26 protein-coding genes are annotated in these 25,657 nt (G+C 43.4%); 14 read left to right on the top strand and 12 right to left on the bottom strand.

Going from position 1 to position 25,657, the window contains the following annotated elements; genetic code table 11:
- The first annotated feature begins 9 nt into the window (after positions 1 to 9).
- Together ACIGBM_RS10130 and ACIGBM_RS10135 are read left to right on the top strand one after the other, a co-directional pair.
- Entirely contained in the window at positions 10 to 1,068 is a 1,059-nt protein-coding gene (locus ACIGBM_RS10130) for a hypothetical protein (protein ID WP_397477668.1), read from the top strand.
- Between the two features lie 219 nt (positions 1,069 to 1,287).
- Positions 1,288 to 1,647 (top strand): NINE protein, encoded by a 360-nt coding sequence (locus tag ACIGBM_RS10135; RefSeq protein WP_397477732.1) that lies wholly within the window; start codon positions 1,288 to 1,290, stop codon positions 1,645 to 1,647.
- Between the two features lie 143 nt (positions 1,648 to 1,790).
- Here ACIGBM_RS10135 and ACIGBM_RS10140 read toward each other — a convergent pair whose 3' ends face one another.
- Positions 1,791 to 2,072: a DUF503 domain-containing protein gene (locus tag ACIGBM_RS10140; RefSeq protein ID WP_397477669.1), complete on the bottom strand. Its 282-nt coding sequence runs from the start codon at positions 2,070 to 2,072 to the stop codon at positions 1,791 to 1,793.
- 264 nt (positions 2,073 to 2,336) lie between these two features.
- On the opposite strand from ACIGBM_RS10140, the gene ACIGBM_RS10145 reads away from it, so the two are divergent.
- From ACIGBM_RS10145 to ACIGBM_RS10160, 4 genes are all read left to right on the top strand, one after another.
- Positions 2,337 to 3,125 carry a threonine/serine exporter ThrE family protein gene (locus ACIGBM_RS10145; RefSeq protein WP_397477670.1) on the top strand — a complete coding sequence of 263 codons (789 nt, stop codon included), beginning with the start codon at positions 2,337 to 2,339 and terminating at the stop codon, positions 3,123 to 3,125.
- A 1-nt stretch (position 3,126) separates the two neighbouring features.
- Entirely contained in the window at positions 3,127 to 3,579 is a 453-nt protein-coding gene (locus ACIGBM_RS10150; protein WP_101205820.1) for a threonine/serine exporter family protein, read from the top strand.
- Positions 3,580 to 3,752: 173 nt separating this feature from the next.
- A complete protein-coding gene (gorA, locus tag ACIGBM_RS10155) occupies positions 3,753 to 5,117 on the top strand; it encodes a glutathione-disulfide reductase (RefSeq protein WP_397477671.1) in 1,365 nt (454 codons plus the stop codon).
- Positions 5,118 to 5,381: 264 nt separating this feature from the next.
- Positions 5,382 to 5,579 carry a hypothetical protein gene (locus ACIGBM_RS10160; RefSeq protein WP_240990986.1) on the top strand — a complete coding sequence of 66 codons (198 nt, stop codon included), beginning with the start codon at positions 5,382 to 5,384 and terminating at the stop codon, positions 5,577 to 5,579.
- Between the two features lie 44 nt (positions 5,580 to 5,623).
- Here ACIGBM_RS10160 and ACIGBM_RS10165 read toward each other — a convergent pair whose 3' ends face one another.
- Positions 5,624 to 6,247 carry a GNAT family N-acetyltransferase gene (locus tag ACIGBM_RS10165; RefSeq protein ID WP_397477672.1) on the bottom strand — a complete coding sequence of 208 codons (624 nt, stop codon included), beginning with the start codon at positions 6,245 to 6,247 and terminating at the stop codon, positions 5,624 to 5,626.
- Between the two features lie 366 nt (positions 6,248 to 6,613).
- The gene (locus ACIGBM_RS10170) at positions 6,614 to 8,263 is read right to left on the bottom strand and encodes an FAD-dependent oxidoreductase (RefSeq protein WP_397477673.1); all 1,650 of its coding nucleotides are present in this window, start codon (positions 8,261 to 8,263) and stop codon (positions 6,614 to 6,616) included.
- Positions 8,264 to 8,506: 243 nt separating this feature from the next.
- Between ACIGBM_RS10170 and truD the strand changes: the two genes are divergently transcribed.
- Positions 8,507 to 9,811: a tRNA pseudouridine(13) synthase TruD gene (truD, locus tag ACIGBM_RS10175; protein WP_397477674.1), complete on the top strand. Its 1,305-nt coding sequence runs from the start codon at positions 8,507 to 8,509 to the stop codon at positions 9,809 to 9,811.
- 113 nt (positions 9,812 to 9,924) lie between these two features.
- On the opposite strand, the gene ACIGBM_RS10180 is transcribed toward truD, so the two are convergent.
- Together ACIGBM_RS10180 and ACIGBM_RS10185 are read right to left on the bottom strand one after the other, a co-directional pair.
- Positions 9,925 to 11,382 carry a diguanylate cyclase gene (locus ACIGBM_RS10180; RefSeq protein WP_397477675.1) on the bottom strand — a complete coding sequence of 486 codons (1,458 nt, stop codon included), beginning with the start codon at positions 11,380 to 11,382 and terminating at the stop codon, positions 9,925 to 9,927.
- Positions 11,383 to 11,675: 293 nt separating this feature from the next.
- The gene (locus tag ACIGBM_RS10185; RefSeq protein ID WP_397477676.1) at positions 11,676 to 12,557 is read right to left on the bottom strand and encodes a PHP domain-containing protein; all 882 of its coding nucleotides are present in this window, start codon (positions 12,555 to 12,557) and stop codon (positions 11,676 to 11,678) included.
- Between the two features lie 291 nt (positions 12,558 to 12,848).
- Here ACIGBM_RS10185 and ispZ point away from each other — a divergent pair, with 291 nt between their 5' ends.
- The 6 genes from ispZ to ACIGBM_RS10215 all read left to right on the top strand — a co-directional run bounded on the left by ispZ (position 12,849) and on the right by ACIGBM_RS10215 (position 17,703).
- A complete protein-coding gene (ispZ, locus tag ACIGBM_RS10190; protein ID WP_397477677.1) occupies positions 12,849 to 13,400 on the top strand; it encodes a septation protein IspZ in 552 nt (183 codons plus the stop codon).
- A 97-nt stretch (positions 13,401 to 13,497) separates the two neighbouring features.
- Positions 13,498 to 13,824 (top strand): YciI family protein, encoded by a 327-nt coding sequence (locus ACIGBM_RS10195; protein WP_397477678.1) that lies wholly within the window; start codon positions 13,498 to 13,500, stop codon positions 13,822 to 13,824.
- Positions 13,825 to 13,880: 56 nt separating this feature from the next.
- Positions 13,881 to 14,270, top strand: a complete 390-nt coding sequence (locus ACIGBM_RS10200) for a hypothetical protein (protein ID WP_397477679.1) — start codon at positions 13,881 to 13,883, stop codon at positions 14,268 to 14,270.
- A gap of 124 nt (positions 14,271 to 14,394) precedes the next feature.
- Positions 14,395 to 16,446, top strand: coding sequence for an FAD-dependent 5-carboxymethylaminomethyl-2-thiouridine(34) oxidoreductase MnmC (gene mnmC / locus ACIGBM_RS10205; RefSeq protein WP_397477680.1), 2,052 nt, complete (start codon positions 14,395 to 14,397; stop codon positions 16,444 to 16,446).
- Positions 16,447 to 16,547: 101 nt separating this feature from the next.
- Positions 16,548 to 16,982: a secondary thiamine-phosphate synthase enzyme YjbQ gene (locus ACIGBM_RS10210; RefSeq protein WP_397477681.1), complete on the top strand. Its 435-nt coding sequence runs from the start codon at positions 16,548 to 16,550 to the stop codon at positions 16,980 to 16,982.
- Positions 16,983 to 17,064: 82 nt separating this feature from the next.
- A complete protein-coding gene (locus ACIGBM_RS10215) occupies positions 17,065 to 17,703 on the top strand; it encodes a hypothetical protein (RefSeq protein WP_397477682.1) in 639 nt (212 codons plus the stop codon).
- A 150-nt stretch (positions 17,704 to 17,853) separates the two neighbouring features.
- On the opposite strand, the gene ACIGBM_RS10220 is transcribed toward ACIGBM_RS10215, so the two are convergent.
- From ACIGBM_RS10220 to ffh, 7 genes are all read right to left on the bottom strand, one after another.
- A complete protein-coding gene (locus ACIGBM_RS10220) occupies positions 17,854 to 18,531 on the bottom strand; it encodes a DUF4112 domain-containing protein (RefSeq protein ID WP_397477683.1) in 678 nt (225 codons plus the stop codon).
- Positions 18,524 to 19,441, bottom strand: a complete 918-nt coding sequence (ubiA, locus tag ACIGBM_RS10225) for a 4-hydroxybenzoate octaprenyltransferase (RefSeq protein WP_397477684.1) — start codon at positions 19,439 to 19,441, stop codon at positions 18,524 to 18,526. Before ubiA ends, ACIGBM_RS10220 begins: the two co-directional genes overlap by 8 nt.
- A gap of 130 nt (positions 19,442 to 19,571) precedes the next feature.
- Entirely contained in the window at positions 19,572 to 19,814 is a 243-nt protein-coding gene (locus ACIGBM_RS10230; protein ID WP_397477685.1) for a hypothetical protein, read from the bottom strand.
- A 91-nt stretch (positions 19,815 to 19,905) separates the two neighbouring features.
- Complete coding sequence (locus ACIGBM_RS10235) at positions 19,906 to 20,805, bottom strand: class I SAM-dependent methyltransferase (RefSeq protein WP_397477686.1); 900 nt, start codon at positions 20,803 to 20,805, stop codon at positions 19,906 to 19,908.
- Positions 20,806 to 20,871: 66 nt separating this feature from the next.
- On the bottom strand, positions 20,872 to 21,714 hold the full coding sequence (locus ACIGBM_RS10240) for an undecaprenyl-diphosphate phosphatase (RefSeq protein WP_397477687.1): 843 nt from the start codon (positions 21,712 to 21,714) through the stop codon (positions 20,872 to 20,874).
- A 158-nt stretch (positions 21,715 to 21,872) separates the two neighbouring features.
- Complete coding sequence (gene tsaB, locus ACIGBM_RS10245; protein ID WP_397477733.1) at positions 21,873 to 22,574, bottom strand: tRNA (adenosine(37)-N6)-threonylcarbamoyltransferase complex dimerization subunit type 1 TsaB; 702 nt, start codon at positions 22,572 to 22,574, stop codon at positions 21,873 to 21,875.
- A 270-nt stretch (positions 22,575 to 22,844) separates the two neighbouring features.
- Positions 22,845 to 24,392 carry a signal recognition particle protein gene (ffh, locus tag ACIGBM_RS10250; RefSeq protein WP_397477688.1) on the bottom strand — a complete coding sequence of 516 codons (1,548 nt, stop codon included), beginning with the start codon at positions 24,390 to 24,392 and terminating at the stop codon, positions 22,845 to 22,847.
- 452 nt (positions 24,393 to 24,844) lie between these two features.
- On the opposite strand from ffh, the gene ACIGBM_RS10255 reads away from it, so the two are divergent.
- Positions 24,845 to 25,609, top strand: coding sequence for a cytochrome c biogenesis protein CcsA (locus ACIGBM_RS10255; protein WP_114700693.1), 765 nt, complete (start codon positions 24,845 to 24,847; stop codon positions 25,607 to 25,609).
- The last annotated feature ends 48 nt before the right edge of the window (positions 25,610 to 25,657 follow it).

Here is a 25,657-nt window from a genome sequence, read left to right on the forward strand (position 1 = left end):
ATAAAAACCATGGCTCTAATCAACTGTCCTGAATGCTCTAAGAGCATCAGTGATCAAAGTACTGCTTGCCCTAGTTGCGGTTTTCCTACGGCTAGAGCTGTACCTCCTCCTTTGCCACGAAGAGATAATACTAATGATGACTCACTGTTAAATAGTCATCAAAGAAAAAAGAATAGCGGCTGTTCTGGTGTCATCATCTTTCTGCTCATCATTATAATTGCTATCAGCTATTGGTTTGTAACTGCTTATGATAACTATACAGAAAAAGTAAAACGATACAGTGAAGAGCAGTCAGAGCTTAGTGAGGAATCATCACAAGTCGAAGAGTTGCCACAAGTCCAAGAATCAGTATTTGATTCTCCACTAACACAGATACCAATGTTAATTTCTGGTTCAGGTGAAGATGGACGCTATTTCCTAATCTCTCATTTTACATCTTATGACATTGAAAATGTTAAGTACGCACGTAGGGGAGATGAAAGTGACGCTTATGGGGAAATGCAAATTGACTGCCCAAACAATAAGATAAGAAAAACATCATCTGCTAACCTTGAGGCTTTGACATCGGCAGATCTGGGGGATTGGTACATACCAACACCAGATTGGACAGATCAAGATATTGTTAATTTCATATGTTCAACTAAAAGAGTAGTGTCAAAAAACATAGAACATCGTGAAGTAGTCGAAAAAGTAGTAGCACTAGAAGCTCCAAAGAACGAAGTAGCTGAAAAGGTGACATTGGAGCAATTCAAGCCAGAGCCAGTGATAACAGTAGAAACAAGGCCGAGGGAAGTTTTATTATCAAATGCCCCTTCGGGTAGTGAGAAAGAATATAAAGTACAGGAAACACCAATAGAAACAAAAGAGTCTTACAACGAAAAAGTAGTTAATAAAGCAGCGGACGATAAAAAAGAGAGAGACATAGCACGCAGAAAAAGTGATGATCGAGCAATATGTGAACAAGCTATAAAAGTAAACAGCGCTTACCTAGAGAAGGACGATCCGGAATATAGTCAGTGGAAGGCAATTGAGCGTGCCAATTGTATGCAAGATAAATCATATGAGTGAAATTAGTGGATACAAATCGGTGTTATTTGTAAGTATGTATCAAAATAAGCCCAGAAGCGAATTAGACAGAACAAATATAGTCAATTTTGACTATGGGAATAAGCCATCTATTAGCTAAATAAAGGAATAAATATGGCTTTAATAAATTGTCCTGAATGCACACATAAAATTAGCGACCGAAGCGTCTCTTGTACTAACTGTAGGCTCCCAACTTCTAAAATGGAGTTTCTCATTAAGTGTCCTGAATGCTCTGCATCTATTAGCAATCAAAGCATTTCCTGTACTAGTTGTGGATTTCCAATTCAAAGACCATTTAAAGCTGTTCCACCTCCGCTGCCAGCTAGGAACAACACTCCTTCGATACCTATAAATAGAAACCAAAAAAGTAAAGGCGCTGCAGTATTGTTAGCCTTGTTCTTAGGTGGTTTTGGCATACATAAGTTTTATTTGAATCAGATTTTCTTAGGTATTGTATATTTATTATTCTGTTGGACTTTCATACCAGCGATAATTTCATTTTTTGAAGCGATAATATTACTATTCATGAATGAAACTGAATTCAACAAACGCTTTGGCTAATAAACACAGTTCAATTAATATGTTTGAAATAAAAGGAATCCGAAAACCTAGTATTCTGCAAAACTATTTTATCCAAACTACGCTAAATAGCTGTCATGAGACGCGATTTAGCCCCAATTGGCTATCTACGAAGACGCCGTAGACTAAACAAACTCCCTCTCAATATTCATCACCCTTGCATCTACCGTACGCTCTAGCTTTTCTTCAATTTGGCTGCACTGCGACTCGACCTCACGTTTAGACAAGCCGACGATCACAAACGTCCACTCGCTAGCATCATGTCGATCGCGCTCACCACTCTCACATACTGCGATACTTGGCGTATTGCCAAAGCGCGCATGCAAGCCGCCCATACGGTGGCGTTTCTCTTTTAGCGAGCCACAGCCAGGCAATGAAAACGTCAATGTCAAAATAGCGATATGCATTTTATGCTCCTTGCGATAGGGGTTTACGCTTTATGATAGTAGCAAATAAGCACTGTGATTGATGCTATCGTTGATTCAGTTTAAAAGAGAGTCAAGGCAACCGAGTATAGATGTAACTGTGATACTTCAAACAAGGTTAACGCTATCACTCTTTTATAGAGGATTGACTATATCGTTACCTTGCTATATTCGTATCGCTACCCTATCCACTCCCAGAACCTTTATAATAGCGTATCAATACCAACCAACATGCGTATCTAACTCATGGCCTCTATCAGCTACGTAAAGCAGCAGCGCATTACCCGACTATGCGTGCGCTGCGGATTACTCCTTATGCAATATGGCGCTGAGTCTGCCGTGGTGGTGGACTTATCCAAACGCTTGGGGCTTGCCTTGGGAATGAACAGCGTCGAATGTTCGCTGAACTTTAACGCCATTACCCTGACGACTATCTGTGACGAGCGCTGTATTACCACTACCAGAGATACGATCAATCAGAGCATCAATGTCAATTTATTGGTGCAAATCCAGCAAATCATCAACAAGACCGAAGCCACTGTCGATCACAATGACTTGATTGACCGCACTACCCTTGCTTTTGATGAGTTAGATAAGACCGTATACCCAACGTGGCTAGTAAGTATATTTGTTGGTGCCTCATGTGCGGCGTTTGCTTATCTGAATGGCGGCAGCTGGTCGATTACGGCGGTGACATTCATCGCTGGTATGGTGGCGATGTTTACTCGTATCTATCTCTCCAAGCACCACTTTAACCCCTTTATCACTGTCATTGTGACGGCATTTATCGCTTCACTGATTGGGGCGACGACTTACTATTTTGATATTGGTAATAATGCGGATATCGCTGTTGCCTCCAGTGTACTGCTATTGGTGCCTAGCTTTCCTTTGATTAACTCTTTGTCCGATATCTTAAAAGGCTATGTCAATATTGGCGTTGGGCGTGCGGTCTTTACCTACATGCTTACCTTATCCGCGTGCGTCGGTATCGTGATGGCATTGGTTTTACTTCGCATACAGCATTGGGGGTTTTAAGATGTGGTTTATTAAAACCGTCATACTGTCTTGCATCATCACCCTTGGTTGGACGCTGATGTTTAGCGTACCTAAACGCTATATCTTGCCTTGTTTGCTGATGACTGCATTTGGCTTTGGGTTAAAGACAGCGCTCGTTTATCAGCACATTCATATCGTGGTTGCTAGCTTTTTTGGCGCGATGCTTGCTAGCTTTTTGGGTGTGTATTTTTCTAAGAAATATACCCTACCGCCCAAAGCGCTCATCTCGCCTAGCGTCATTTGTATGATGCCCGGTATCGCCGCGTATAAGGCGATGGTCAGTATGGTACAGATTGGTTATTTCGGCTTTTCAGACGAGTTATTTAGCCAAATGATGGTGTACTTGTTTGAAGCGCTGTTTGTCACCTCAGGATTGGTGCTTGGCTTGTCTATTCCGGGGCTGTTATTTTATAGACGTCGCCCCATTGTATAAATGAGTTTAGATAGAGTTAAGCATCTATATGCCAGGCTTTTACTAACCAACCACCGTTTATAGTCAAGCGACTCAACACATCTTAACCATAAAAAACTTGTAAGATGGATGATAAGACCCATTACAGTAGAGTCAGAAACAGCACCAATAACAACTTAATAAGAGACCGTATTATGACCAAACATTATGACTATATCTCTATTGGCGGCGGTAGCGGCGGTATCGCGTCACTCAACCGTGCAGCCAGCTATGGCAAAAAATGCGCCATTATCGAAGCCAATCAACTGGGCGGCACTTGTGTGAATTTGGGCTGCGTGCCCAAAAAAGTAATGTGGTATGGCGCCCAAGTGGCTGAAGCCATCCATAAATATGCGCCAGATTATGGTTTTGATGTCGATGTCAAAGGTTTTGACTTCCAAAAGCTGGTACAGAGCCGCCAACAATATATCGAAAACATTCACCGCGCCTATGATAATAACTTGGCCAAAAACGGCGTCGAAGTGATCAAAGGCTTTGCCAAATTTGTCGATACCAATACCGTAGAAGTAAATGGCGAGCTGATTACCGCTGACCATATTTTGATTGCTACGGGCGGTCACCCGATTCAGCCAGACATTAAAGGCGCAGAATACGGCATCGACTCTGACGGCTTTTTTGCCTTGAATCATTTACCAAAACGTGTGGCGATTGTAGGTGCTGGCTATATCGCTGTCGAAATCGCAGGCGTGTTAAACAGTCTGGGTGCCGAAGTGCATTTGTATGTACGCAAACACTCGCCACTACGTACGTTTGACCATACTATCGTAGAGACTTTGCTGATAGAAATGGAACAAGCTGGTATCAAGTTACACACCAACACGGTGATCAGTGAAGTCAATAAAAATGACGATGACAGCCTTGATTTGATCACCAACGATGGCGGTGAAGACTGTATCGATACTGTTGACTGCTTGATCTGGGCGATTGGTCGCGCGCCATCGACAGACGGTATCAATCTGCAAGTGACAGGGGTCGAGACAACCGAGACGGGTAAAATCAAAGTCGATCAGTTCCAAAACACCAATGTCGATGGTATTTATGCAGTTGGCGACATCATCGAAAACAGCGTAGATCTAACGCCCGTAGCGATTGCCGCAGGTCGTCGTTTATCCGAGCGTTTGTTTAACAACAAACCCAACGAGCACTTAGACTATACGTTGATACCGACGGTAATCTTTACTCACCCTGCTATTGGGACAATTGGGCTGTCTGAAATCGACGCGGTAGAACGCTATGGCAAAGAAAACATCAAGTGTTATACCTCAAGCTTTACCGATATGTATAGCGCAGTCACTCAGCATCGTCAAAAATGCACCATGAAGCTAGTATGCTTGGGCGATGATGAAAAAGTCATTGGCCTGCATGGTATTGGTTTTGGCGTCGATGAGATGATTCAGGGCTTTGCAGTCGCTATCAAAATGGGCGCGACTAAGGCTGATTTTGACAATACCGTTGCCATTCATCCAACTGGCTCGGAAGAGTTTGTGACGATGCGTTAAGCTTAATGGACAGTATTACTCTTATTCTTAGCTATTATAAAAAAGGATGCCTTTTGAGCGTCCTTTTTTATTGTCAGTCATGACGTAAGCATATATTCTCGTATACATAAAACGTCTTATAACTTTTATACCGCACTGATGATTACTGTATTTTTCTAATCATTATTTGTATTGGAAAATTTAAAGTAAGGCATACTGACAGCGCAATCCTGTTGCTGTTATGATGCGATTAATACTGACCGTTGAGAGATGACTGTGTGGCAGGTGTACTTATTTATACTACCGATTGGGCTTGGTATCATGACATTAGCAGCAAGCCTATTGTTTTTGTTCGCTTACCTAATGTCGGATGATAATGCCACGCGCTTGCCAGCATTTAACTGGTTCAAGCGCTTAATTATTGTGGCATTTATGCTGCTGAGTATTGGACTATTTATGACTTTTGGACATTTTTGGGGTTGAGCAAGATGGAATATTTTTTAGTGTTTTTTACTAGGCCAATTTGATTAGCTAACGACTTTTTCGAGTTCTAATAGCTCTAAATCATCACGCTTTGGCTCGCCGTTGTTACCATCGTTTGGAAACGGCATTTTATTACCATTGAACTGATAACCACGGCGCTGATAGTAAGCCAAAAGCTCAGGACGATGACTTAGTATAGACATAGTCAGACGGCTAGGCTGATTCAGTGACTGTAAATGACGATCTGCAAAGGTCTCAGCCGCTTGTAAAATCACGTTGCCGACACCCTTCCCTTGTAGCACAGGATGTACCGCAAACATACCGATATAGGCTTTTTTATTTGAGGCAGCATCAGTTTTAATATCGACAGCGATACAGCCAAGTATCTCACCTGTTTCTTCTCCATCACGGTCGCCTGTCGTGGTTTTCGGATAGACAAAATAATAGTGATTAGGATCATTGATTACAGCAGCAAGCTCCGCTGATGTAGTCCTGATACCACCTATCAAGTCAGCCTCATTGGTCCAACCTGCCGTCTCGCGATAGCAGCAATTCAATAACTGCTCAAGTGCGCCAATATCCTCTAATGTCGCTTCACGCAAAAATACCGACTCTTTATCAAAATGGTCTGTTTTTATACTGCTGTTATTTATATTGTTTTCGCTCATATTATAATTTTTCCTTTTCCGTCTATGTACAGTTGCATTCAAATAATTTCGATACAAGAAAACCGAATGCAAGTTATACATTAGTATACTTAATGAGGGTGACGATGTAGCGGATTTATGTGGATTTAGCCATATAAAAAACTGACTTAGATCACCAAGTCAGTCTAGGGTATGTCATTGATTAGATTGTGAGGCTGAAAATGAGAAAAATTGTAGATAAACGAGGAAGAAGTTGCCGTTAATATGAATATATTTGCAAGACTTCTGACAATGTTTAGCAAAATTTAGCCATTTTAAGACCACTAACTGTATTCATGTGCTAATTGATGACATGCCCCAAATACTAATACTTATTGCTTGATAGTACTAGGGCGATAATGCATGCGCTTGCTCAATAATATCGAGTCCTGCATTAAGCTGTGCGCGCGTCGGTGCATGACCACGGCGTAATAGCTCGGAGAAGGCAACCAACTCTTTATCACGTCCAAGCGTACTTGCCGCACTAGCTCGTGTGTCTTCGCCTTCATCATCGAAGTAGTATTCGATATAATCATGCGTATCTGGCGTACCAAATAGGATATTGCGATCTGGTGTCTCGGCATGACCACTATAGCGTAGGCTCTTACCATATTGCATGGTCCAAAAGAACGGTATACGCGCCTCTAATGAGTCAACACTGTTGTCATTTAATATCGCAGCAGCTGTGACCATGCCATGCTGCAGCGCCACGCGCCAATGCTCAATACGCATGCGACCCATCTGGTTGCTAGCTTTTGCAATATCACCCAGCGCATAGACGCCATCGCGCAGCTGTAGATGCGCATCGACTTGTACACCATCTGGATCGTTAACTTCGCTCAATATCTCTGTACGTGGAGACACGCCAGTACCCAATATCACGATATCAGCATCAATATGCTCGCCACTCGCTAGAATGACACCGCCTACATTTGAAAAAGCCTGATTATTGTTATCTTCATCCTTGTCCATTTGACGATCAACCTTAGTAATTTCATTGACGGTTGCGTCAAACACAAAATTGATGCCCTTCTCTTCATGTAACTTAATTAAGGCGTTACTCACCGTTTCAGAGACAATATTGCCCATCACGCGGCTACCTTGACCAATCACTGTGATAGAAGCGGTCGTGCCTGCTTGCGCTAATGCCGAAGCGGTTTCCATACCGATAAAACCTGTACCAATGATTACCACGCGCTGATCATGACTGGCCGCTTTAATGAGTTTGGCATCATTCATGCTGCGTAGCGTATATACGCCATCTATGTCAGCACCTGTAATAGGTGGTAAGTTTGGTTCAGCACCAGTGGCGACAACCAAGAAGTCTGCAGTTTGTCGCTCGCTGTTGCCATCATTATCCTCAATGACGACGGTCGCTTCATTGGGTAGCACTTCGCTAACCGTTTGATTGAGGCGTAACACAATATTGTTGTTTTCTGCCCAATTGGCACCGCCCAATAGCAGCTTCTCCTCGTCCATCTTGCCTGCCAAAAACGCTTTGGATAATAAAGGTCGGTTGTAAGGAGCTTTATCATCTTTACTAATCAACGTAATCTTGCCGCCATAGCCACCCTGACGCAACTGGTCGGCCGTCATAAATCCTGCACCGCCACCACCAACGATAATAGTATGGGTGTCAGTTAATTTATCATTTTCGACCTGCCCCGTTACCTGAGCTGAGGTATCGACTGTCAAATTATCACCATCATGAGTCAGCTCATACTGGGTCAAACCTTTTGTCGCTATCGGCTCTAATAGGGTGCCATCGCGACTATCAAAAGTTGCATGATGCCAAGGACAGACTACCCGATTACCACATCGTAATCCATTACCCAAATCTGCGCCCGCATGTGGGCACCTACCATCGAATGCACGGAACTCATCGTCATCGCGAGTGATTAAAATGATACTATCGTCTTCTTGCTTATATGATTTCATGCTACCGCTTGGGATATCCGCTTTACTGATAGTGACTGTGTTGATCGTTGCGTCGGTCATAATGCTTCCTTAACAGTTATAATGATGTCTAATGACAGCTGGTTGAAAATGACCGTAACCAACCAGACAAATTCAACTTATCCTATTATTTTTAATATGCTATGCATTGATAGTAGCAAGAGCGCCGTGCACACGATGTTTTTTTGTATGTTTGCTGCGTTGCAAAACGTAATTATGCAACTTTGCTTTCCGCACTTCTTTTACTTCTAATCATTATTAATAAACAAAATAAAAGACGACCTTATGACTTCTCAAGACAACCAAAACGAAATCACTACTATTTCTCAAACTAGTTTAGATAGCGAAACTGCTATTATAGATCCAACAGCTGTTGCTCAAAATACTAATGAACAAACAGCTAGTGAGCAAATTGACCTAGCTCATATTGATATTGCCACTATTACAGATACTGCAAATTTGCCACAGCCAAGTTTGCAGCCAATACAGCAAGCGACTTATAAAGCCAATACGACTGATTTTATCGTTAATGAGCTATTGCCATTAGATTTCACTGGTGAAGGTGAGCATTTGTGGTTGCATATCGAAAAATCAGGCATGAATACTGCTTATCTGGCGAAACTACTGTCAGAGTGGACAGACATTCCATTACGTGATGTTGGCTACTCAGGCTTGAAGGATCGTCATGCGTTGACGACCCAATGGTTCAGTTTGCGTATACCAAAGAAGCAATTACCGCCTATTGAGTTTGCACCAGTAGACATTGGCGAAAATGAGACTGTCACTATCCTTGCGCAGCACTGGCACAATAAAAAACTCAATCGCGGTACGCACCGTGCCAATCAGTTTGTTATTACTTTACGTGATATCCAGTTTGCGAGCGCTAGTGACGAAAATAATGAAAACAATGTATCACCTGAGCAACTCCTATCTGCAAAAGAGGCCGTCGAGCAGCATCTAACGCGCATTAGCGGAAACGGCGTACCCAATTATTTTGGTCCACAGCGTTTTGGTCGTCAGGGTAATAACGTCAGAGAAGCTTTATCACTGTTTGCTCGTCCGCCGCGAGAGCCTCGCCCGCAACCAAAAAAGAGCAAACGCAAACGTGCCCCGCGCGAGCAAAATACGATGGAATTGTCTGCTGCACGTAGCTTGATATTTAATAAGATATTGGCAGCGCGAGTACGTGATGGCAGCTGGAACACTGGCCTAGCAGGCGAGGTTTTTAATTTAGATGGCTCAGGATCGATATTTACTAGTGAAACACTAGATGATACGTTGCATGCTCGTATTGACAGTGGCGATATTCATCCAACTGCTGTGCTATGGGGCACGGGTAACGATAAAGTTACCGGTAGCGCTGCAGATTTAGAGACTATAGTAGTACAACATAGCCCACTACTCATGCAACTAGCAACTGGATTAGAGCAGCGCGATATTAAGGCGCAAAGGCGAGCGCTACGCCTACCGATTGAGGCGTTAAGCTGGGAATGGTCGGACGATCAGACACTAGTATTAAACTTTACTTTGACTACGGGTAGCTTTGCCACAAGTGTGCTCGCAAGCTTGGTACAGCAGTTGATATCTTGATTGGATGGATGAATGAGACTGGCATCTAAATTGGACCAATCAATAGAATATTGGCCATACCGATAATACTTACACAGTCTTAGTGGCATGGCTGATCGTTAATAAATTAATGGCTAGCGGCTTTTGTAAAGCGATTGCTTACCGCCTTCTTTTTCGACCCACATCTCATTTGCACTGACAACTTGATTGCGACCACGGTGCTTGGCTTCATATAAGGCTTTATCCGCTATGCTAATAAGTCGTTGGCAGATATCACTAGGCAGCTTTTGCATTGAGGCGATTTTGCTTTCCGCGCGCTTTGTAGCAATTGGCTTGATAAGAGGTGACGTTTGAGCGACAGTCTTTTGCTGTGTGATCGTTTTGTAGCCCTGCGCGATACAATCTCGCTCTTCATGAGTTAAGGTATACAACCCAAAGCTTGCTGTCACATTAAAATCAGCCAGACCTTCAATCTTCATGACATGCTCAGCAATATTTAGCCGTAATTGCTCAGCTATCACCATAGCACTATCATGCTTCGTGTCTGGTAGTACAACCAAAAACTCTTCGCCGCCGTAACGACTGATGATTGACTCATCTGTTAACGACTGCGATAGCGTCTGCGATATTTCAATCAGAACCTGATCACCTACGTCGTGACCATAATTATCGTTAATCTGTTTGAACCAATCTAAATCTAACAGCATGACGCTTAAGTCTTGATATTCTCTCACCGTTGCCAAGGCATACTTCATCTTTTTCAGACCGTAACGGCGATTTTTAAGCTGAGTAAGCTCGTCCTGATTGGCATGTAGAAGGGTCTCAAACCGACTATCATCTAACACCAATAGCAAAGCACGAAACATATAAACAATAAAAATCGCTTTTGGCAGCGCTAAATATAAATGCGTCGACCGCCAAAAAAATGCGGATGAACGCTGTAGCTCGCTGATATTATCCCAATTTAAGACGTTGTTTTCAAAAGCTAATGCAGCAACCGCATTTTCAGCGGCCATAATCTCGTTGTAAGTTAGATAGTTATGACTTTCAAGCATGGGATGAATGACGGTCAATTGGCGTAAATTAGGCAGACTGATACCAAAGTAAGGTGACATGATCGCTAATAGCATCAAGATAATATGCAGCCAAAACATACGCCAAGCATAGCGGCGCTTAATCAGCATCATGCCAAGCATAGCGCCGCCGACGAGCGACACGCCTGCAAACAGACTGCTGTACCCTATCATCACAATAACAGTAGAAATGTAGGCGGTGTAAACCAAAACCAAAGCTATCTGCCATCTGCTTAAGACAATGTCGTTGTCATTGCTTGAGTGAAATAAGCCTTTGACCATGCACAAAAAGAACAGCCCGACAAAGCTAATCCCAAGCCATAATGGATATAGATAATGCATATTTACATAGGTGTTTAATGCATCTTGCTGCCACCAGACATACAAGCACCAGAACCAATGCAATGACACTTCTAACACGATAAATAAGGCCATTAGCGATGTTCGGTCAGCAGCCTGCCACTCAAAAATCATTTGAGAGATTTTGTTGTAACCTAGATGGGATATCGATACAGCCATAGAAGGGCTACCGCAGAGAGTGTAAATACATTAAAAGGTATAAATGCGTTGAATATATAAGTGCTAAAATCAAAGCCAAAGCATATTATTCGCTCTGAAATTTCCATATCAAGTGTTACAAGTTCTGACCCTATTATCAATCTATTTTACGCATTTATTTCCCAATAACTTCTCTATGAATGCAATTTTGTTTACTTACCCATTTTTAGCCTTATTCATCATGATAAATAAGGCCCTATCGCTATTAGAAACAACCTTATTAGAAGCAGCTGTAAAAAGGTAAATCTCACTCACTAAGCAAGCGTTGCAAAAGACTCCCAAACTCCTTGCTGATCATCATTTAAAGTAGGAACATCGCCCAAACGTCGCCAAGGCATGTTACTACCGTGAAAATCACTACCAATAGATGCCGCAAGACCATGCTCAGCAATGCTACGGTCAACCATTCTGCGGGTACTAATTGGCTCACTAGTGGCTGGCAGTTCACAAGCATCGCCGCCTAGCTGCGCAAACTCTTCGATCAGTTTACGCACGCGTGTCGCTGATAGTTGATATCGCGTGGGATGTGCGAGCACCGCTTTGCCGCCGCAAGCATGAATCAGCTCGATACCATGCTGCATCGTTAACGCCTCGATTGCTACATAAGCAGGTTTATTATCTGCTAGGTACTTATCAAAAGCTTTTTGAACGGTTTTGACTTCACCGCGCTCAAACAATACCTGTCCAATATGGGCGCGCCCGACTGCTTGTGGGTTACCGCCTGCTTTATCGAGCACTGCTTGCCATAGCTCATCATAATTAATATCTAATAGCTCACTCAATTTTTCGGCGATACGCTGACCACGAGTGGCTCGACTGTCTTGCAGTTGCTGCAGCGTTGCGTGCATTTTTTCGCGATCAGTAAAGTCCAGTCCAAGTACATGAATAATTTTATTGGTAGACTTATTCTTTCCGTAACCACCGCTTAATGTATGTTCACAGCTGATTTCAACGCCATTAATAATCTGCATATCGCAGGCACTGGCAGCGACCCTTGCCTCGTCAATCCCTGCCAGCGTGTCATGGTCAGTCAATGCCAATACGTTGATGCCCGCTGAATGAGCACGTTGTATGACCTCGGTCGGTGCATAGGTACCATCTGAACAAGTACTATGGCAATGTAAGTCAATTTTCATAAGCTGAGCCTTAAAGTGTTAAATAAAATAAAAGTAGAATAAAAGTTAGGTAGCAGACAGTCATTGTTACGATTATGAGTATTGTGATTTGTCTTGCTCATTCTGTAGATTTAGCAGTTATCGTTACTGTATTCGTGTTTATATTTGGCCAGTGGCATGGTCATCAGGCGCAATAAGAAAGTATTACTCTGTAGGTCGCGTATATCGCATGATTATCGTGTTGATTGCTTTTTTTTGGTGCGGTAGACGTGTAAACTACCCCATACGTTTTTGTTGGATACACCCTTTGCTATGAAAGCATTATTAGACTTTATTCCCTTAATTGCCTTTTTTATCGCGGCGCGTTATAACGGTATTTTAGCAGCGGCAGGGGCTTTGCTCGTCGCCACTATTATCGTTTACGCCATTCATTTTATTCGTCAAAAAGGTAAGTTTGATAAGCAGCAATGGGTTGTCTTATTATTAACGATTTTATTCTGCGGCGGTACATTACTGCTGCGTGATGATATTTATTTGCGCTGGAAGTCGCCTATTATCAATGGTATTTTTGCATTGACGCTATTCGTCAGTGCCGCTATTAATAAGCCATTGATGCAGCTTGCTATGAAAGAGGTATTTACCCTGACGCTTAGCGGCTGGAAAAAGCTGACCGTTGCTTGGGCATTGTTTTTTGCCCTAATGGCTGTACTACATTATATCACAGCGTTCACAATGTCAGATGAAGCATGGATCAACTTTAAGACCTATGGCTGGATTCCAATTATGCTGGTGTTTGTCGTGGCTCAATTTTCCGTGTTGAAAAAGCATCTCAACCCTGCCCTAACAGACAAAGCCACAAAATAATTTCTGTTGCCTGGTCATGGCAGCAATCACAATTTTATTGCTATGACGTTTATACTAAGCTCACCATTACTTTTTTATTATTCACTAAGGAAGTCTCATGTCTTTATTTGCAATCATTGGTCATGACGTGGCTAATAGCAGTGCACAACGTCTGATCACTCGTACTGAACATATTGAACGCTTAAAAGCGCTGCACCAAGAGGGACGCCTCGTTATCGCAGGTCCAACGCCTATCGAGCATAGCAAGAGTGATATGTCAGGCAGCTTAATCATTGCAGACTTTGACTCTATCGAAGCGGCTCAAGCATGGGCAAACGATGAGCCTTACTTACGTGATGGCGTGTATAGTCATGTCGATATCAAACCATTTGTTCAAGCATTGCCAGCACCAACTGATAGCAACAATCAAGTAGCTGCATCGTGATCCAGAGAGTCTCTTTTTCACCTACCTGCTTCTACAAAAGTGCCCTGATTGGTCTCATGTTAGCGACAGCCGTTTCGGCGCAGGCTGCACCTACTGCGCCCATAACACCTGCTGTCGATGCAACCGATCCGACAGCAGTGCTGCCGCTGACTGGGCCAGTAGCGGCGCGCGCTTCGCCAACGAAAAACTCAGCTTTAGATATCAATGATACCTTGGCGGCACAGCTGCAACCATCTACTAAAGCATTGTCAGCTGCCAATCAAGAACTGCTTAGCCGTAATGCACAACTACAGCGTCAAGTAAACGACTTGCAGACTCAAGTAAATGTCTTGGTCTACGAAAGTAAAGGACAGTTATTTCTATACGGTGCGTTTACCGTTCTGATCAGTCTATTAGTCGGTATTTTTGTCTCGTGGTTAGTATTTGTCCGTCGTGAGCGCTGGTAGCGTAAGCTGTGCTCGCACTGACTTGCATTACTCTACTTCGCTGTGTCTGACCAAATGTCGATATCATTGATTCGTAATAACTGATCGTTTAGCTTCCGTTCCTGATATTTCTAAGAAGTGCCTCATGTCTATCGCTAACCATCAAAACCCTGAACATTTAAACGTTATCACACCTGCCAAGATTGACTGGCAACTGGATGATACTGGCAATATGGTGCCAGTATCAGGTGAGTTTGGGGATGTGTATTTTTCTCATGCGGATGGTTTGGCAGAAACGCGTCACGTGTTTCTAGAGCACAATCAGTTACCAGAGCGTTTGGCACACCTTGCACCAAAGCAATGCTTTACGATTGCTGAGCTAGGCTTTGGAACTGGGCTTAATCTACTAGCAACGTGGCAATTGTGGCGACAATTACGTGAAACCAACCCGCAATTAGCAACGGCTCGGCTGCACTTTATTACTACTGAAAAGTTCCCTATACCGCTAGCAGATCTGACCCAGATACTTGCGTTATGGGGTCAGCGCGCACCTGAGCTAATGGCATTTATTGATCCCCTGTTGGCTGCATATCCGCCCCTGATTTCAGGCTGTCATCGTTTAAGTTTTTCTCATGATAACTTAACTGTCGATATGTGGTTTGGTGATGCAGCAGAAAGTCTAAGCAAGCTGGCATTAGACCATTCTAACCAGCATACGCCTTGTATTGATGCTTGGTTTTTAGATGGTTTTGCGCCTTCTTGCAACAGTACGTTGTGGGCTGACAGTATCTTTGCACAAATGCAGCGCCTATCACGCCCTCATACGACTGCCGCTACTTATAGCTGTGCAGGTATCGTCAAGCATGGGCTAAGAGAGCATGGCTTTCACATTAAGAAAGTCAGAGGTTTTGGTCGAAAGCGAGAAATGCTAACGGCCATTATGACCAATGCGGAAAGTAGTGACCTTACTGACGATAACAACAGTCGCTATGCAAAGCAAGAAACGACTGATAGCACATTTGATAATACTGTCGTTATTGGTGCAGGCGTTTCAGGGTTGCTCACAGCTTGGTCGCTTGCCAGTCGCGGTATTACCGTTACTTTATTAGATAAATCAGCGCCCTTGGCAGGTGCGTCAGGCAATCCTAGAGCATTACTTGCGCCCAAAATGACGCCGATTCACCATGTCAATGAGCATCTGCATACCATAGGTTATCTTCATAGTAGCAGGCTATATCAAGAGCTTAATCAAACAGCCGTACAGCTTAATACAGCACCGGTACTTGAACTGACTGGCGCCCTTGATTTACTCATAAAAGCCAATATCGGTACAGAACAAATTGCCGACTATCCTGACGAGATGGCGACCACCCTATCGCATGAGCAAGCACAGATTGCTAGTGGCCTAAAAGACCAAGACTTATTAGAGAACTTGTACTTACCGCAGTCTGGCCTAGTCAATCCACAAGCATTAAAAAACATCATACTGACTCATCCACTCATTCGCTTTCAGCAATTAGAAGTGAATAAAATCAACGAGACTGAGCAGCAAGTTCGTATCGAAGGTATTGATGGAAACCGTAACACTGTCACTATGACTGCTGATAATATCGTCATTTGCGCAGCTTTTGAGAGTCATAAATTGGATCAGCGTATTTTTGATTGCCGTAAAATTCGTGGGCAGCTGTCTTGGTTTACGCCCTCAACGGAGCAGCTATCAAAGCTACCTAAAATACCGCTTAAATATAGTGGTTACTGTGCGCGGTTCAACGCGCAGACTGGAGATGATGAGTTAAATACAGTCGTCGCTGATAGGCCCTATTTATTGCTCGGCGCGAGTTTTATCCGCAATGACACAAGTACTGACATACGTCCTGAAGAGCATCAAATTAGTCGTGATAAGCTCATCAATGCTATTCCTGAAATGGCATCTATCATTCCGGCAGATACGAGTCTATGGCAGGGCCGAGCTGGCATTCGCACCCAAACACCTGATTACCACCCTATCGTTGGACAATTGGCAAACAGTCAGCGGATATGGACAATGAGTGCGATGGGCGCAAAAGGTTATGCATTGGCACCTATTTGTGCTGAAGCATTAGCAGATATGATGCTAGGGTCATTCGCACCACTGTCAGAGACGATGCTCGCACGCCTATCACCCAATCGTACACGTTTACAGACGCCGCTTGTTTAAGAATAAATGGCTCTTGTGTAAATAACAGCAACGATTTCCATAGTTCATACTGTCTTATGATATCTTTATTTGATGTCGACTCTAATAATGAGATATACCCTATGAGCTATCACCAAACCACCCTTACTCTACCCGCCTATGCGCGTGGCATTCATATCATTACTCCGAAGGTTGAAGAAGCTATTTCTCAGCTGTTACCTCACTCTACCAAGGTAGGGTTGGTTCATCTGTTTTTGCTGCATACGTCAGCCAGTCTTGCAATCAATGAAAATGCTGATCCAGATGTCAGACTAGATACAGAAGATTGGCTCAATAAAATCGCACCAGAAGACCAGCCAGAGTATCGCCATACCTTAGAAGGCTCAGACGACCTGCCAGCGCATCTCAAAAGCATGATGCTTGGGGTAAGCTTGACTATACCGCTTGTCGATGGTGAGTTAGGTCTAGGCATGTGGCAAGGGATTTATTTATGTGAGCATAGAGATCTGCAAGAATATGGCGGACAGCGTAAGCTGGTGATTACGGTAAATACGTAATAATATACTGTCAATAACTAGCAGGTTGACCCTTGCCAATTACCACATTTACGTAGAGCGCTATTAACGGATAAAGCTGATTATGAATACTTCTCTTCCAAAAGTACTGAACTTACGAAAATCTAAATTGCTTTATCGTACGGCTCCTGCTATTTTCTTAAGCCTGTTGCTATTGACTGCTTGTCAAAAAGATCCAGAACCTGAAGCAACTGATACAACTACAGCTGAGACCTCAACGCAACCCACGCCAGTAACGACCAATATCAACGTTGATGAAGCGGAAGGTAGCAATGCAGATGACGCTCAAAATGTAGCGCAGACTGATTCAGAACGTGATATGAGCTTAACAGAGTTAGATAAAGATCTTAGTGATACTACGTCTACGGCAAATGATGGCGCTGAAAAACCTAACCCAGAACAAGCTATTAAAGGCGCACAAATCACTGATGTCCGTTATAAAAGTGCAGCAGGTGAGAGTTTGTCCGTGGTCTTTGAGACGTCGGCAGCTGGTATGCTTAACGCTATCATTACTCGTCCTAACCAGCCAAAAATGACATTAAGTGCACCCGAAGGCCAAGGCAATAATCCTACCTATCAATCAGCTGACGGTAGTATCCAACTAGTCAGTCATGCTGGTGGCGGCACTATCGACCTTATCCGAAACAATAAAGTCACTAGCTTTGATGCCGTCAGTGCTGAAGCAGAAGTCATCACTGAATAAAGTCTGAGGCGGCCTTTGTTTCAATGCCCTATTTAAAATCATAAAAAAGGCGGCAAACGTTATTATCGTTGCCGCCTTTTTCGTTTCTGTGTATTACTCTCCACTGACTTGTCTCTACTAAGCTGTCTAATGGGTTATGAGTGATTGTATTTAACCAAACCCAGTCGATTGACCAAACATCCCAACCAACCAGCTTATCACTGTCCACAGCCCCCAACCGACAAATACAATGACTAGCAGGCCAAGAAAATCAGGGATATGCAGATATAACCAAGTAACGATTGGATTGCGCCAAAAAAACCCAAAGCGGCTTTGCTGTTGTTTGTCTTCTAGTGACTGGTGCAAAAACGGTCGATCCATATGCATGGTTTCGGTAATACCATACTCATGATGTAGATGCTCATGCACGATACCCAGTGTCTTACGGCTAGGACGAATGAAAATATCTAATAGCGTACCAATGCCAGGTACGATACCAACGACCATATCAATAAGTGCCAATCTCACCGCTGGCGTCATTTTGTGAGCAGGCACACCTAACTGACGCCCTAATATAAATGCATAACTGGTCAACGCCAATCCTGCCAAATCTCCTGCTAGTGGAATGGTCGAAAGCGCCGCATCCGCACCCATTCCTTGCTTGGTAAAAGGCACTCGTACTAGCGAATCCATGGTATTAGCAAATTTTGCCAGTTTACGTTCGGTCGCGATAACTTGCTCACGAGTCAGACCATGTTCGGCAATTTTAGTTTGATAGTCCGTAACTGACGCATTCGTATTAGACGGTTTCTTTGATTTGAACCTCGACAACTTATCTAACTTATCCATTTAGCGTCGTCCATATGCAAGTAACTGCGATGAGCGCAAAGACATAGCGCCCTACCCAGATATTGGCCAAGAACGCCTGAAAGCAAGCCAAAGGATTGCGACTGGCACAAGCGCTGTTTTGTTTGGCAAACATCATCGCAACTAGTGCCAATCCAAATACTGGCGTTACGCCTAATGTAGTTGGGGCAAAGTAATGCCACATAACAACACCCATCATTAGCAAAAATAGCATCTGCAATATTGAAATGATAATCACATCATAACGACCGAATAATATCGCTGTTGATTTCACGCCAATCTTTAAGTCATCCTCACGGTCAGCCATGGCGTACTGGGTATCATAGGCCACTGTCCAACACATATAAGCTAAGAATAGCAGCCAACACCAAATATCGGGAGCGCCTTGCACTGCCACATAGGACATCGGTATCGCCCATCCAAAAGCAGCTGCTAAAAATACTTGCGGCAGGTGCGTATAGCGTTTCATAAATGGATAAATAAATGCCAATACAACGGCACCAAGCGACCAATAGAACACAGCTATGGGCAAGAAAAATAGCAGACTAGCACTTAACAGTACCAGTACTAAAAATGCAAAAACAGCTTCTTTGCCAGATAAGCGTCCATCTGCTAGTGGGCGGCCTTTAGTTCGAGTCACATGACCATCTACTTTGCGATCCGCAAAATCATTGATCGCACAACCAGCCGCTCGCATAAATATTGCACCAAGAGCAAATATCGCGAACACCTTAATACTTGGCAACGCTGCCGTCATTCCTTGCTGCTGCGCTTGACCCATTGCAGCGAGTAGTACGCCCCAAAGCGTTGGCCATAAGAGCAACTCAATGCCGACTGGCTTATCAAAACGGGTTAGCTGGATGTAGGCTTGTAGCTTGTCTTTAAATGTCATGGCTTTTTATTATCATTAATTGGATACTTTTTATGTGCACTCATATATTTCGCTCAGAACAACTAAATTAATTTTTGAAAGGGTTGGTTACTGAGTTTTAATAGACTAATTACTAAGTTTAATGGTCTGACTACTGAATTTGTTGCCACAATTTATTAGCTTCGATCAGCGATAGCTCAGGATATTGCTTACGCAAAGCCTTTAACGCTGGGACTTTGTCTTTTTGTGCTGCTTGTTGACGCAAAAATACTAGCTGCTCTTGTGGATTGCTCAGCTCTTTTAACCGTGCTTCAAGCCGAAGAATGCGAGTACGCAGCATGATATTAATCAACAGTAAAACTGCACCCATAACCCAAATGATTAACGCTGACATTCCTTGCTCCTAAATCCATTAACTTTGAACACATAATCTGATAACTTGCGTACATTTATACTCGTACATTCGTTATCGCAAACAGCAGCTATCAGACAAAATACCCATCAAAGCGCACGGCTTCATTATGCCAGCTTTCACTAGCTGGCTCATCAGCAAGCAGCGGTGCAAATTGTGGACGCTTTACGACCACACGACCTTGGCCTTGCGTACTTTGTTTAACAACAGCCTGCGCACTACTTAGCAGTTGTCGCTCTTCATCTGACGTTGGTGGACGAGCCAATTGATGCAGTGCTTGCATATGCTTACCGACTTTTGCCCCTTTACCTGTCTTACTATCTTGATAGCTATCCTCCGGAAACATCGGATCCAAATAGACGACATCGACTGCCATAGCATCGTCTATTGCGGTGCTTGCTTCTAGATTCGCAAAATAACTGAGTGCATCAGTATTAATAATCTGTAGACGGCTCATGAGCTTTTGCCAATTGGGTAGCGCACTCATACGCTGCTGCTCTGCAAGTAACAGCAATGCCATCAACGGCTGTTGCTCAAGCATAGTAACTTGGGCACCAGTACTGGCCAATATCAAACTATCATGCCCAAAGCCAGCAGTTGCATCAATAACGTGACTATCTGATATGATTTTGGCCGCTTGTAATAGCAGCTCAGACTTACGACCAGCACTCACTACACGGCGCTGCAACTTGTCCCACTCAGGTGCCACACTAAGCCCATCACTTAGCCATAATAGCTTATCTTTATCATCTAATAATAAAATAGGTTGAGTAGATGCTTGGCTCAACTGCTGACGGCGCTTTTGAGTTAGTTTCTCTATAGCGACCTTAATATCCAAGATAATTGGTAATGTATGCTCAGCTATCAATGACTGTAAACGCTCAACCTGTGCTTGCTGGCTGTCATTGACGTAGAATAACTGACAATGTACAACAGCACCTGTTTCGTCATACGTTTGGGGCACATCTGTCATAACCATCATCCTATTTGCTGCTTATTTTCACTATAAATTACTGCCGTGTTAAATCATAACGCAAATCTAGCCAGCCATTTGATAACCAAAGCCCCAAGCGGCGACTAGCACGATAACACCCGTGATAATGCGCAACCAAGCAAAGATAGTAAAGTCGCGGCGACTTACCCATGCCACGAGCAAGCGAATACAAAGTAGCGCCACCACAAATGACACGATGGTTCCGATACCTAGCACCAGCCAGTCTTCACTGTTGGTCAATACGTCACCATGTTTGAGCAAATCCAACAGTGCCGCGCCTACAATGACAGGAATACCCAAAAAGAAAGAAAACTCAGCAGAAGCCTTACGTGAGACACCTAACCACAGCGCACCAATAATAGTGGCGCCCGAACGTGACGTCCCTGGTATAAGAGCTAGACATTGGAACAAACCAATCATCAACGCAGTTCTTATGCTGACATCTTCCGCTTCTTCTGCAATGACCGTTTTAGGACGTTTTTCCACATAAAATATCAGCAGACCGCCAATGATGAGCATAATGGCAACGACGATAGGATTGAACAAATAAGCTTTGATTTCATCGGCAAAGGTAAAACCAACAATCATTACAGGGATAGTAGAGACAATCAGACTCAGTCCCAGCTGTCTAGGATTGGTCATGCCATCTGCTTTACCAGTCAGTAAGCCCATCAGCGCTTGCCACAATCTACCCCAATAGTCATAAATCACTGCCAAAATAGCACCAAGCTGTACCACCACGACAAATAAATCGACTTTTTCTTTAGTCCAGAAACCCATCACATCTGCTGATAAGATCAAATATCCCGTACTAGAGATGGGTAAAAATTCAGTGATACCTTCAACGATACCCATGATGACAGCTTGAACGAATAAAACTATATCCACAGTGACTTTCCTAGAAACAGACTGGCCTAAAAAAACTGGCCTAAAAACAGACCGATTGGCTGTCCTATATTAACGTTGATTTTATATGGGTATGCGCTTGCTAAACACTAAAAAGCTAGCTGCTATCAATTGACGCTGCACAAGGCATATTTATCAAGCTAAGCTTTACCTTGCTCTTTAAGTGTTTTCCAAGCTTGGTTGCGTAGATATTTTGGCAATGCCTGCGACGCTTCTGTACCACCATCGTTTGCAAACTGAGCAATACCAAGCTGCCCAATGACAACAGCATCTGGCCAAACATCTTCATGACAATCTTGCTGATCATATCGTGCCAATAGCGGTGCGCCATTACCCACGATAGGTAGGCTAAGTGTGGTTTGGCGATCATAATCCAATAGCTGCTCAGTGCTATCGCTACCATCAGCCAATACTGGCTGCATAATGCTATGACCTAATTTGTCATCAGTTACCAATTCATACTGCCCAAAGTAGACTTGCTGCATACGAGCATCAAGGGCACTATATAAGTGTGTCAGCCCGTGTTTCTGATACGCGCATTGTGCGATTGCTTGCAGGCTTGAGACGCCAACACAAGGCAAGTCATGCGCTACAGACAGAGCCTGTACCACTGCCGTATTGATGCGGATACCACTAAACGCACCCGGCCCACGATTGAATATCAAAGCCTGTATATCAGCAAGACGTAACTGCGCCTCAGACAATGCAGCATCAATCATCGGTAAAATTTGTTGAGTTTGCTGACGCTTACCTGTTTCGGTATGGCTCGATAGTACCTGTCCACTCGAATCTAAAATCGCGATCGAACACTGATCGAACACGGTATCCATTGCTAAAAACATCACAACCTCGGCTTTTACTTTTTGCGTTCTAAATTGATTTATCAGATTTCACTAATTCTTTATAACGATCTATCATTCATGTCCTGTAATAATCTAGACAGAGTGAAGCAGCGCCTATCATAGCATTTAGGGTACACGAATTTTATTAATTTCTATATTTTTCACACTTTATCCATCAGTGTTTATCTGCAACTGCTAACGGTAAAAAGCCCCAAAGCTTCATTGGCTTCGGGGCTTTGATCAAACTTCTTGAAAATAACTAGTCGTTATCTAAAAGCGTGTTTTAAATTTCTTTGGTGCTTGGTTTTGCATTTCTTGCATTTGCTTTTGCATCTCTTCAGTGCTCGGCATATTGTTTGGATCCAGTCCCATCTGCTTGGCCATTTGTTCTGGATTCACGTCTTTAGCGCCACCTTGCTGACCGCCACCGCCAAACAATGGACCGCCGCCACCTGCTCCACCGCCGCCACCCATGAGGCCTTGCATAGACTTCATCATTTTACTGATACCTTCAGGCTTCGAGATCATTTTCATCATCTTTGCCATCTGCTTGTGTTGCTTGAGCAAGCGGTTAACATCTTGAATCTCACGGCCTGAACCTGCAGCGATACGGCGCTTACGACTTGGGTTAATCTTGTCAGGGTTTTTACGCTCAAATGGCGTCATCGAATTGATTAATGCTTCCATTTCACGTACTTTTTCTTCTGGTTTGGCATCTTCGACGGCTTTTTGCATGTCTGAGCCGCCCATACCAGGCATCTTATCCAAGAAGCCTGCCATACCGCCCATGCTCTTCATCTGCTGGAACTGGGTCAATAGATCCTCAAGGTCGAAGTCACCGCCCTTTTGCATCTTTTTCGCCATTTTTTCGGCTTTATCACGGTCAATCTTTTGCTCAACTTCTTCGACCAGACTAAGTACGTCACCCATACCAAGGATACGCTGCGCGATACGCTCAGGGTGGAACAGCTCTAGCTCGTCTAGTTTTTCACCGCGACCCAAGAACTTAATTGGCTTACCGGTGATAGCGCGTACAGAAAGCGCCGCACCGCCGCGAGCATCACCGTCAGTTTTAGTTAAAATAACACCTGTTAATGGCAACGCATCATTAAAGGCTTTTGCGGTATTGGCGGCATCTTGACCCGTCATTGCATCGACGACGAATAGCGTCTCAGATGGGTTAACCGCAGCAGTTAGCGCCTTAATCTCATCCATCATGGTATCGTCGATATGTAGACGACCTGCCGTATCAATGATCAGAATATCTTGATATTGGATTTTGGCTTCTTCAATCGCACGCTTTGCGATATCAATTGGATTCTCATCTGTGCTTGAGTTCACAAACTTAGCATTCACTTGACCGGCTACTTGCTCAAGCTGTTTGATAGCCGCTGGACGATAAACGTCAGCAGAGACTAGGATGACTTTTTTCTTTTGGCGCTCTTGTAAATATTTGGCCAACTTACCAGCTGTAGTCGTTTTACCCGCACCTTGCAAACCTGCTAGCAAATAGACAACGGGCGGCTTACCTGTCATCTCTAACTGCTGATTGGCGCTGCCCATCATTTCGGTCAGCTCGTCGTGTACGATTTTGACAAAGGCTTGACCTGGCGCTAACTCTTTTAGCACCTCAGCACCAAGCGCTTGTTCTTTTACGCGTTTTACAAAATCACGAGTGACAGGTAGTGCTACATCGGCTTCTAACAACGCCATACGCACTTCACGTAGCGTGTCTTTGATATTGTCTTCGGTCAACTGTCCGGTACCGACGATGTTACGTAGGCTCGACGATAAACGTTCTGTTAAGGTATCAAACATAAATAACTCTCAATTAAAATGGTTTTCAATTAAATAATACGCAATTAAAATAACTCTCAATCAAACCATTAAAATGGTTCATAAATAATATTAGGATACGCTATAAGATATTAGGATATTGCATGACAAGGGACATGATAAAAGAATTATATTATCAATACTATAGCATTAACATGGCTCAAAACTTATAGTCGTTTCGCAAAGGACACAGCGCTTATAATTGTAGTTAACTTTTTACAGATGACATATTTTATGTTTTGCGCTATGCAGTACTGCCGATCATTTATAAGTTATAAGCAAGATGGTGCTCAATTGGCACCCATTTTATGATAAATTGGACGATTATTCTAATCATTCTGATAATACCACTTTAGCGACACATTGAGCGGCAGTTTATGCTCAGTATAAGATGAGGCTTTTTATCTGTGCACTTTGCATTCTTACTTGCTAGCATGGCTTATATCTTAGTCAGCATCCATATTGGTTGGGCGCTGGTTCAGGACAAACCTATCCACAAAAGCCTCAGTCTGGGCTTATTGCTGATTGGCATGGCTGCACATGCGGCACTGCTATATCCATACGTTGTGACGCTGTATGGTTTAAATTTCAACTTATTCAATATAATCAGTCTGACCAGTTTATTTTTCTTATTCTTTTATCTGTTGTTCTGTTTATACCGCCCTATTCTTAGTCTTGGTATTTTGGCAGCACCCACTGCGCTAATAGGTATGACTGTAGGCTATGTCGGCCGCGCCCCTTATCAACCACTAACTGATGTCAGTATTGGGCTTGAAATTCATATCATATTATCATTGGCTGCCTATTGTGTGCTGTTGATGGCGGCGGTACAAGCACTATTTCTACGTCTACAAATACGTGAGCTCAAGCATCATACCATTCATCGATTTTGGGTCAATAAGCTACCCTCATTGCAAAGTATGGAGAGTTTATTATTCGATATGCTGTTGGTAGGCTTTGTATTGCTCAGTATCGCACTGGGGATTGGGTTTATCTATGTACAAGACTTGATGGCGCAACATATCGTGCATAAGACTGTTTTTAGTCTACTGTCGTGGTTATTATTTGGTGTGCTACTATTCGGTAATTGGCGTGCAGGCTGGCGAGGTAAACGTGCGGCCAATATCACTATTTATGCCTTTATCCTATTAGCCATTGGCTTTGTTGGTAGCAAATTCGTCTTAGAAATGCTTCTATAAAATATATGTTCAAAAAAAGGCGGTCAGCAACACTAGTTACTGACCGCC

This window comes from Psychrobacter sp. NPDC077938 (assembly GCF_044542635.1).
Lineage (GTDB): Bacteria > Pseudomonadota > Gammaproteobacteria > Pseudomonadales > Moraxellaceae > Psychrobacter.